The sequence below is a fragment of the Algoriphagus oliviformis genome, assembly GCF_017254915.1.
Lineage (GTDB): Bacteria > Bacteroidota > Bacteroidia > Cytophagales > Cyclobacteriaceae > Algoriphagus > Algoriphagus oliviformis.
Window position 1 is genome coordinate 19,575 of record NZ_JAFKCT010000019.1, and the last position, 9,565, is coordinate 29,139.

5 protein-coding genes are annotated in these 9,565 nt (G+C 54.8%); all 5 read right to left on the reverse strand.

Translation table 11 applies throughout. From position 1 onward, the window contains the following. Positions 1-230: 230 nt before the first annotated feature. Positions 231-1,670: a TolC family protein gene (locus tag J0A68_RS22265; RefSeq protein WP_206580471.1), complete on the reverse strand. Its 1,440-nt coding sequence runs from the start codon at positions 1,668-1,670 to the stop codon at positions 231-233. Continuing rightward, on the reverse strand, positions 1,667-4,834 hold the full coding sequence (locus J0A68_RS22270; RefSeq protein WP_206580472.1) for an efflux RND transporter permease subunit: 3,168 nt from the start codon (positions 4,832-4,834) through the stop codon (positions 1,667-1,669). The genes J0A68_RS22265 and J0A68_RS22270 overlap by 4 nt, the downstream gene beginning before the upstream one ends. Positions 4,835-4,858: 24 nt before the next feature. Beyond that, positions 4,859-6,049: an efflux RND transporter periplasmic adaptor subunit gene (locus tag J0A68_RS22275; RefSeq protein ID WP_317195147.1), complete on the reverse strand. Its 1,191-nt coding sequence runs from the start codon at positions 6,047-6,049 to the stop codon at positions 4,859-4,861. A 74-nt stretch (positions 6,050-6,123) separates the two neighbouring features. Next, positions 6,124-6,474, reverse strand: a complete 351-nt coding sequence (locus J0A68_RS22280; protein WP_206580473.1) for a hypothetical protein — start codon at positions 6,472-6,474, stop codon at positions 6,124-6,126. A 355-nt stretch (positions 6,475-6,829) separates the two neighbouring features. Further along, positions 6,830-9,184, reverse strand: a complete 2,355-nt coding sequence (locus J0A68_RS22285; RefSeq protein WP_206580474.1) for an ABC transporter permease — start codon at positions 9,182-9,184, stop codon at positions 6,830-6,832. Between the last annotated feature and the right edge of the window lie 381 nt (positions 9,185-9,565).

The following is a 9,565-nucleotide window of genomic DNA, read 5'->3' on the forward strand; positions in this document are numbered from 1 at the left end:
CGCTAAAATTCGGGCTTTGCCCTACTTCGGTCTTCGGTCATCGCCTGCCCGACGTGTCGGGGTCTTCCTACCCGATTGAAGAAGCAAATTCGCTTACTGGTAAGATTGCGGATAATCATGTTTGGGAATATGACTATCCTCCATTACACATGTAGCCGAAGAAAACCATCTTAGGCTAGCATTTCCACAATCCCTAGACTGTCGTCTGTGGACTGTGGTTGAAACTATGCTCAGTCCCAGCCACCGCCAAGCGCGCGGTAGAGCTTCACATGGGCTTGAAGTCGGGAAGCCTTCAGGTCAGCGAGTTCGATGGCAGACTCCAAGGCCCGCCCCTGTGCGTTGATGACCTCCAGGTAGTTGGCATAGCCTACGGAAAAGAGGGTGTTGGAATTGTCGATGGAGCGCTGCTGCACCGATACCTCATACTGCTTGAGCTTGAGCTGGTTTTCGTAGGTATCGATCTGGTTTACGAGATCCAAAACCTCCAGATAGGCATTGAGCGTCCGCTTCTCGTACTCAAGCAGGGCAATGCGCTGGTCGGCCTTGGCCACTTCAAACTGTGTCTTGATCTCCCGCCGATTGAAGATGGGCGCGGTCAGGCCCATCCCAAACTGATACACCGAGGAGCCCGGGCTCAGGAAGAGCTTGCTGAAGTCAAACGCATTGAACCCAGCCATGCCAAACAGCTTAAAGGAAGGATAAAAGGCCGCTTTGGCCGCCGCCACATCAAACTTGCTCGCGTGCAGCGCCATCTCCGCCTCGCGGATGTCCGGCCGCAAGCGGAGCAGCTGGGACGGAAGGCCGATCTCCAGCACCCGGGGGCGCTCCACGGCGCTGTCCAGCTCGATGCGCTCCTCGGGGATATCCAGCGTGCCGACGAGGCGGGCAAGGTTGTATTCGGTCGTCTTTTCCTCGCGATATCGCGCCTGCAGCTTTGACCTGGTATTGAGAATCAAAGCCTCGAATTGGTCCACGGCGAGCTGGTTGGCCCGTCCGCCGTCCTTCAGCTCGGTGATGAGGTTTAAGCCCAGCTCCTGCAGGCGGATGCTTTCCGTGAGGATATTGACCTCCGCGTCTATGGCCAGCAGGGCGTAGTAGTGGCTCGCCACCTCGGCCACGAGCCAAGTCCGGACGTTTTTGGCCATCTCTTCGGAGGCAAGGTAGCGGGAGACCGCAGCCTTTCTTTTGCTCCGGATTTTGCCCCACACGTCCAGCTCCCATTCGAAGTTAGCCCCGATCACGAAGTCCTTGTAGGGATCGGGAATGTGCTGGTCGGGACTGATGTTGGTGGAAAAGTTGGTATCGTAGTTTCCCACGCCATCCATGGTGTACTCGCCGTATTTCCTTTGCGAAGCTCCAGCCACACCTCCTATACTGGGAAACAGTCCCGCCTTGGCCTGCAACATCCCGGCCTTGGCGGCGTTGATCCGCTCCAGGGTCATGAGGTTGTCTTGGTTGTTTGCCAAAGCATCCGAAATCAGGGATTTGAGCTTGGGATCCTGAAAGTAGGACTGCCAAGAGCTCTGGGCCAGAGACAGCGTAGTGTCTGAGCCCGCGCCCTCGTAGAGTTCGGGAAGCTGGAGCTTGGATTCGGGCTGGGGTACTTCGGATATTTTGCAACTGGAGACAAGGGCCATCCCCAGGGCTATGGATAAACTTATTTTTCTCATACGGTTACTTGCTGGTTTAGGGATGGAGCTTGCATCGCCTTGGCTTTCTTTTCTTTGGACTTGGCGTCTATCGTCCCAAACACCACGTACAGACCCGGGATTAAAAACACGCCGATGAGCGTGCCGATGAGCATCCCTCCTGCCGCGGCCGTACCAATGGTCCGGTTGCCAATGGCACCCGCGCCGCTGGCAATGGTCAGGGGGATCAGTCCGCAGATGAAGGCAAAAGAAGTCATCAGGATGGGACGGAGACGCTCCACCCCGCCATTGATGGCGGACTGGAGGACAGACAGCCCCTTTTCACGGTTTTGGATCGCGATCTCGATGATCAGGATGGCGTTTTTGCCCAAAAGCCCGATCAGCATCACCAGCGAAACCTGGGCGTAGATGTCATTTTGCAGTCCTACCAGCTGTAGGAAAAAGTACGAACCGAAAATCCCCGCCGGAAGCGACAGCAGTACCGGGAAAGGCAGCCAGTAGCTTTCGTATTGCGCAGCCAAAAGCAGGTAAACGAAGACTAGACAGATCAGGAAGATGTACACAGCTTGGTTTCCAGAGGCGATCTGCTCCCGGGTGATCCCCGACCAGTCTATGTCGAAGCCTCTTGGGAGGCTCTGCTGTGCGACTTCCTCCACGGCCAGGATGGCATCCCCCGAAGAATAGCCCGTAGCGGCATCCCCGGAGACCATGGCCGATGTAAACATGTTGTACCTCGTCAGCTGCTCCGGTCCATACACCCGCTCCAGGGAGACAAAGTTGGAATAAGGTACCATCTCCCCCTCCTTGTTTTTGGCATACATATCCAAAAGCGACTCGGGGGCGGTGCGGTATTCCGGCGAAGCCTGGATCATCACCTTGTACATCTGCCCATAGCGGATGAAGTTGGACGCATAGTAGCTCCCGATGAAGCTCTGCAGCGTCTGCATTGCGTCGTCCACGGAGATGCCCAGCTTGGCAGCTTTGTCATGGTCCACACTGAGCAAAAACTGCGGGAAGGTCGGGTCAAAGTTGGTGAACGCGCCCTGGATCTCCGGACGTGCATTCAAAGCCGCAATAAACTCCTCGTTGACCCGGGCCATATTGTCCAAGTCGCCCCCCGAGCGGTCCTGTAGCCTCAGCTCAAAGCCGGAGGCATTTCCAAAACCGGGAACCGGAGGCGGGGCAAAAAACTGGATATCTGCCCCCTTGATGTGCGAGGTCCTCTCGGCGTAGTCTTCGATGATTGCGTTCACGTCTTTTTCCCGCTCATCCCAAGCCTTCAGGTTGACCATGCCCATGCCGTAGGAGGCACCGGCGGTCTCGGTGAGCAGGGAATATCCCGCCAGGGTGGAGACGGTCTCCACCTCGTCCAGCGGAAGCAGGGCAGCCTGCACCTGGTCCATGATCTCGGAGGTTCGGTCCACGGTTGCTCCAGGAGGAGTGGTGACGTTGACATAGACCATGCCCTGGTCTTCATTGGGGATAAACCCGCCCGGCACGATGGAAATCATCCCGTAAGTCAGGACAAAAAACAGCCCCAAGGCGGCATAGGTGACGGTCTTTCTTCCGGCGATGTTTTTCAGCACACCGGCGTAGCTTCCGGCCAGCTGGTCATAGCGCGCATTGAATCCGTTGAAAAAGCGCTGCATCAGGCCCTGCTTTTCTCCATGACCGTGATGCATGGGCTTCAGCATCATGGCGCAAAGAGCCGGTGAAAGGGTGAGCGCGTTGATCCCCGAGATCACAATGGCTATCGCCAACGTCAGTGAAAACTGCCTGTAGAATATCCCGACCGGACCGGAAAGGAAGCTCACCGGCACAAACACGGCCGACATCACCAGAGTAATGGCGACAATGGCTCCGCCGATCTCCTTCATCGCCGCTATGGTGGCGTCAAAGGCATTGAGATTCAAGTCGTGCATCTTCACATGGACCGCTTCCACCACCACGATGGCGTTGTCCACCACGGTCCCGATGGCCAATACCAAGGCGAAAAGCGTCAGCAAGTTGATCGAGAAACCGAAGAGCTGCATGAAAAAGAGCGTTCCAACCAGGGAAACCGGCACGGCGATAGCCGGGATCAGCGTAGATCTGAAGTCCTGCAAAAAGATAAACACGACGATAAACACGAGGATGAATGCCTCGATCAGGGTCTTTAGCACTTCCGAGATGGATGCGTCCAAAAAGCGACTGACGTCATAGGAGACGTTGTAGCTCATACCTGGGGGAAAGGACGTCTCCTGCAGCTCGGCCATCTTGGCTTTGATGTTGGAGATCACGTCCTTGGCATTGGAGCCCGGCCGCTGCTTGATCATAATCGAGGCAGAGGGCCTGCCGTCCGTCATGGACACCATGCTGTACTCCAGCGCGTCAAATTCAATGTCGGCCACATCCTTCAGCTTCAGCAGGGAGCCGTCGGGCAGGGCCTTGAGGGTGATGTTTTCGTACTCCGTCTCTTCATTAAACTTGCCCGTGTACTTCAGCACGTATTGCAGCGCCTGGGGGTCGCGATCCGAGGAGATTCCGGACTTGCCCGGAGCGGCCTCCACGTTTTGCGCCTGAATGGCGGTGGCTACGTCTTGGGGCGAAATGTCGTAGGACGCCATTCGGTCTGGCTTGAGCCACACCCGCATGGCATAGTCTTTTGCACCCATGATCTCGGCGCGCCCCACCCCGTCGATCCGCTTGAGCTCGGGCAGGATGTTGATGTCGGCAAAGTTGTAGACGAACTTTTCGTCCTGGGCAGAATCCGCCGTGGTCAGGTTGAGGTACAGCAGCATGCTGTTGACCTCCTTTTCGGTCTGGACACCTGCCCGGATGACCTCCTCGGGCAATTCATCGACGACCGTCGCCACCCGGTTTTGCACGTTGACGGCGGCCTGGTCGGGATCCGTACCCACCCTAAACACGATGGTGATCAGCGTCATACCGTCATTGGTATTGACGGAGTACATGTAGTCCATGCCGGGCACACCATTGATGGCGCGCTCCAGCGGGGTGGCTACAGCCTTGGAGAGAACTTCCGCATTGGCCCCGGTATATCTGGCCGTCACGGTGACGGACGGGGGGACGATATCGGGAAACTGGGTGATCGGCAAAGAGGTCAAAGCCAAGATCCCCAGCAAAGTAATGAACACAGAGATGACCGTGGAGAGGATCGGTCTCCGGATAAATAACTCGAACATAAATTGGGTGATTTTGGAGTGGGACTATCTCAGGGTGAGCAGGTCATCGTACACGGAGGTGGCGGCCACCGCCTCGGGGACGACGAGACTACCGTCTTTGACGAGCTGGATGCCTTCGAGCACGATCCTGTCTCCGGGCTCAAATCCGTCCGCGATGTAGAAGGTATCGTATCGCTGCAGCGGCTTGAAGCTGCGCACCTTTACCTTGTTTTCCCGATCCACCACATAGACATAGGTGAAGTCCTGTATCTCAAACGTGGACTTTTGGGGGATCAAAAAGACGTTGTCCAGCTTGGACAGCATCTCTATCCTGCCGGAGGCTCCGTGCTTGATGAGGTTGTCCGGATTGGGAAACCTCACGCGGAAACCGATGGATCCGGTACCGGACTCGATGTCGCCTTCGGTGGTCTCCAGCTTGCCTTTTTCGGGATATTCCTGCCCGTCAGACAGGATGAGGGTGAGCTGCTCGTTGAGCGAGTCCTCGCTGCCGCCCTCGATCTTGGTACGCATGAAGTTCAGGTATTCACTCTCGTTGACCTTGTAGTAGGCAAATACGGAGGAGATATCCGTGATGGAGGTAAGGAGGTCATTCTCGGTCACCAGGCTACCCAGCTTGTGCGGGATGCGGTCCACGATACCGTCAAACGGCGCCTTCACCGTCGTATAGGACAGGCCCGTCTGCGCGGCACTCAGCATGGACTCGGCCTCTGCTATACGGGAGTCCGCCACGGCCTTCTTGGACTTGGCCAGCTCCAGCTCGGAGGCGGAGATGATCTTTTTGTCCACCAGGATCTGGAGTCGCTCCATTTCCACCTTGGCGGCAGTGAGTTCAGCCTTGGCCCGCATGAGGTTGGCGCGCGCGGAGTTCACCAGCTCGCTGTATTCGGCGGAGGAAAGCTGAAACAGGTTTTGGCCCTTTTTCACGTATTCGCCTTCATCGACGAAAATGCGGTCCACAAAGCCCGAGACTTTGGACCTCACCTCGACAAACTGGACGGCTTGGATATCGGCAATGTAGGTTTGCGGTACTTCTACCGACTGGGGCTGCAGCTCCAGCACGGGCACGTTGATCGCCTCGGAGGCTTTGTCTCTTTTTTTGGCCTCGGAGCAGGCACTTGACGCTCCCATGGCCAGGATAATGACAGCGATAGGGTGGAAAAAAGCATTTCCACGGGTTTTCCAGCTGGAAAACCTCTTAAGTTTTTCAAGTATCATGGTTAGATAAAATAGATGTTAAAGAGCGACAATTGGGTCTATTGTCAGATTCGCGCGCAAAAAGACGGTCCCGCTCAGGGGGCGTTGACTTGAATCGTTTTTCCCATTAGCTGGATGGCATAATCCTCCAGATGGAGTTCGGAATAGGATCGGATAAGCTTGCAGGCCAAAAACTCCAAACCAGCCGTCTCCGAGACCGCAAAGGACTCGTCGAATCGCTGCCGGGGAAAAGCGGAAGTGATGCCTCGGGATATTCTCGCCTCGTCGGGCAGGTAGTCCCCGATCCCTACCTCTGCAATCTTCAATACTTCCGAGGAAGCCTTGCTGCCGACAGGCGCCGCCGTCACACCGAGATCGAGCCCAAAGGCAATCCCACTGAGACAGGCCAGGTACAAGCCAAGAAACAAAAACCACCTTTTACTCATAGTGAAGAATGGGTACCGATGCCAGCGGTGTATTTTGTGTATCTACACCCTTTGGACCCAAGTGCAAGATAAAAAGGATATTCAGCATGATTACCATTTTATCAACAAATCGATAAAATTATTGATGAATGGCTAGAGGATTGATCATTTTTTAACAGCAACACATGTCTTTTCCTTATTTTTTTAATCCTTACAAAAAGAAACATCAGTCACCTAGCAAGCTCGGAAAACACAACACTCCACACTGACTATCAAACAATTGAGGAGCTAGATAGGACAAAACCACCCGGCTCGGCTTTTAAGTTTTGCCTAGCTGGGTGGTTTAAAAAAAATAAAAATGCTTCTTGGAAGGCTCCTACTCGCTCTTCAGCGTTTTGGCGGGATTGACCAGGGCTGCCTTGATCGCCTGGGAGCTTACCGTGAGGAAGGCGATCAGCAGCGCAATCATCGCGGTGCCCACAAAAACCTCCCAGCCTATGCTGATTCGGTAGTCAAACCCGGCCAGCCATTGTCCCATCGCATACCAGGTGATCGGTGCCGCGATCAGCATGGCCACCAGCACCAGCCTGGTAAATTCGCCGGAAATCAGCAACACCAAGCCCTGTACGGAAGCGCCCAAAACCTTCCTGACGGAAATCTCCTTGCTTCGCTGCTCCGCGATGTACGCTGCCAATCCAAACAGCCCCAGGCAGGAAATCAGCACTGCCAAAACCGAAAACACTGCCGTCAGCCTCCCGGTCTGCTGCTGGTCGGCAAACTTGCGCGCATGCACCTCGTCCACAAACTGATACTCGAAAGGCGATCCCGGATTGAACTTGCCAAACAGGCCCTCCAGCTTTGCCATCGTCCCGGACAAATCCCCTCCCGACAGGCGGATGTGTATGAAGTTTTGCTGGATCTTGGGCCCGAAAATCATCATGCCCTCGGGCTTGGCAAAAGGCGAACTGATGAGGAAATCCTTCACCACGCCCACGACGCGGTATTCCCGCTCGTCATCCTTCACCAGCTCCCCGATGGGATCGGCAAAGCCCATAAAATCCCGCGCGGTCTCGTTGAGCAGCACGGCGGAGCTATCGGCCGGATAGGTATAGACGTCGATATCCCTCCCGGCGATGAGCTCCAGCCCGACGGTCTTCACCACATGGGCATCCGCGCCCATCCGGTTTACCTTGGGCTTGAAGGCCTCGTCTTTGCCTTGCCACTCGATCACATTCGTATCGCTGTACTCCTCGGTGAAGGGGGAAAAAGTGCTGGAAATGGAGGTCACGCCGGGCAGCGCCTCCACCTCGGCGCGCAGGGATGCAAAGTTCTTCTTCAGCGATGCGGTCATGGGATGGAAAATGAGGTTTTCCGGCTGCAGGCCGATGTCTCTCTTTTGCACAAAGTCCATCTGCTGCCGGATGATCCAGGTGCTGGCGACCAAAATCGCCACGATGGCAAACTGGAAAACGACCAGCACCTCCCGGGGCTTAAACCAGGTTTTGGCAGTGCCCATCTGCGACTTGAGCACCAGGGCCGGCCGAAAAGCACTCAGCAGAAAAGCCGGATACAAACCCGCCAACACCCCCGTCAGCAGTACATAGCCCAGGGAAAAAATCCAAAAATAGACTTGGTCAAAAGGCAAAGCCAGCTCCCTGCCGATGAGCGCATTGAAAGCCGGAAAAAGCGCCGAGATCAGCAGCAGGGCCAGCCCGTAAGCAGCCAAAGAAATGAGAACTGACTCGGCGAGAAACTGGCCGATCAGCATTCCCCGATCCGCTCCGGAGACTTTTCTGATGCCCACCTCCTTGGCCCTCTTCTCGCTCTGGGCGGTACTGAGATTGACGAAGTTGACGCAGGCGATCAGCAGGATCACGATGCCCACCAGGCCAAACATGCGGATCAGGTCTATCCTTCCCCCCACGGATTTCCCGTTTTCAAACTTGCCCCTGAGGTGCAGGTCGGACATAAGAAAAAGAAAGTCGCTGGTGTTTTTGATATCGGCGTTTCTCAGGGAAAAGTCGGCAAACTTTTCATTGAAAGCCTCCACATCCACCCCGGGTGCCAGCATGGCGAAGGTGCGGCAGTTGTTGTTGCCCCAATAGTCCCCCGCCCAGCCCATGGCATCCAGCTTTTTGTAGGGCAAAAATGCGGTGAAGCGAAAGTTGGTCGTCTCTGGCAGGTCTTCGATGACGGCCTTCACCTCGAAGTCCAACTCAGACTCTACCCTCACCGACTTTCCCAGCGCGGGCTCGTCTCCAAACAGCTTTTTGGCCACCGACTCGGTCAGGACGATGTAGTCCGGGGAGTTCATTGCCTCCACGGCATTGCCCTCCAGCACCCTAAAGCTGAACATCTCAAAAAAGCCTGGATCCACAAAGGAGGTCTGCTCATAGAAACTCAAGTCCCCTACGGACAACACCATGGGATCCCACTCGGTCACGTGGGTCACGGCCTCTACCTCCGGATACTGCTCCTTCAGCGCGCCGGCATAGGGACTGGGCGTGTAGTCCCAGCTCATCACCTCGCCTTGGTTCACATTCGTGCGCCACACGGCGTAGAGGCGGTCGGACTTTTCATACTCCGAATCCACCGAAAACTCAAACTGTATCCAGACCAAGATCAAAACCGACGCGGCCATGCCGATAGCCAGCCCACCGATGTTGATCAGCGCAAAGCCTTTTTTTCTCAGGATATTTCTCCAGGCTATTTTCAGGTAGTTTCTCAGCATTTTATTGAATTGAAAAATTGGAAAATTTTAAAATTGGAAAATTGGGGGAGATTGTGGTAAGGTTGGAAAGTGGCAAGGTTGGAAAGTGGCAAGGTTGGAAAGTTGTAAGGTTGTAAGGTTTAGTACCTCAAGCGTCCAACCTGAGCATCTGCCTCAACAATACTTTGACCCCGCAAATCCCAAATCGTACATCATAAATTCTTTTATCTAATGTCTAGCTACTCGATACTTTGTACTTGGTACTTAGTACTTGGTACTTTGACTATGCCTGAAAATGGTTGTCACTATTCTGTCAATTATCGAGTTAGAATTTCTGTTTTCAATGGATTCTTCTTCTTTGGTTGTTCAGGTATTCTTGGTTTCAATTCCAATGTATAACCG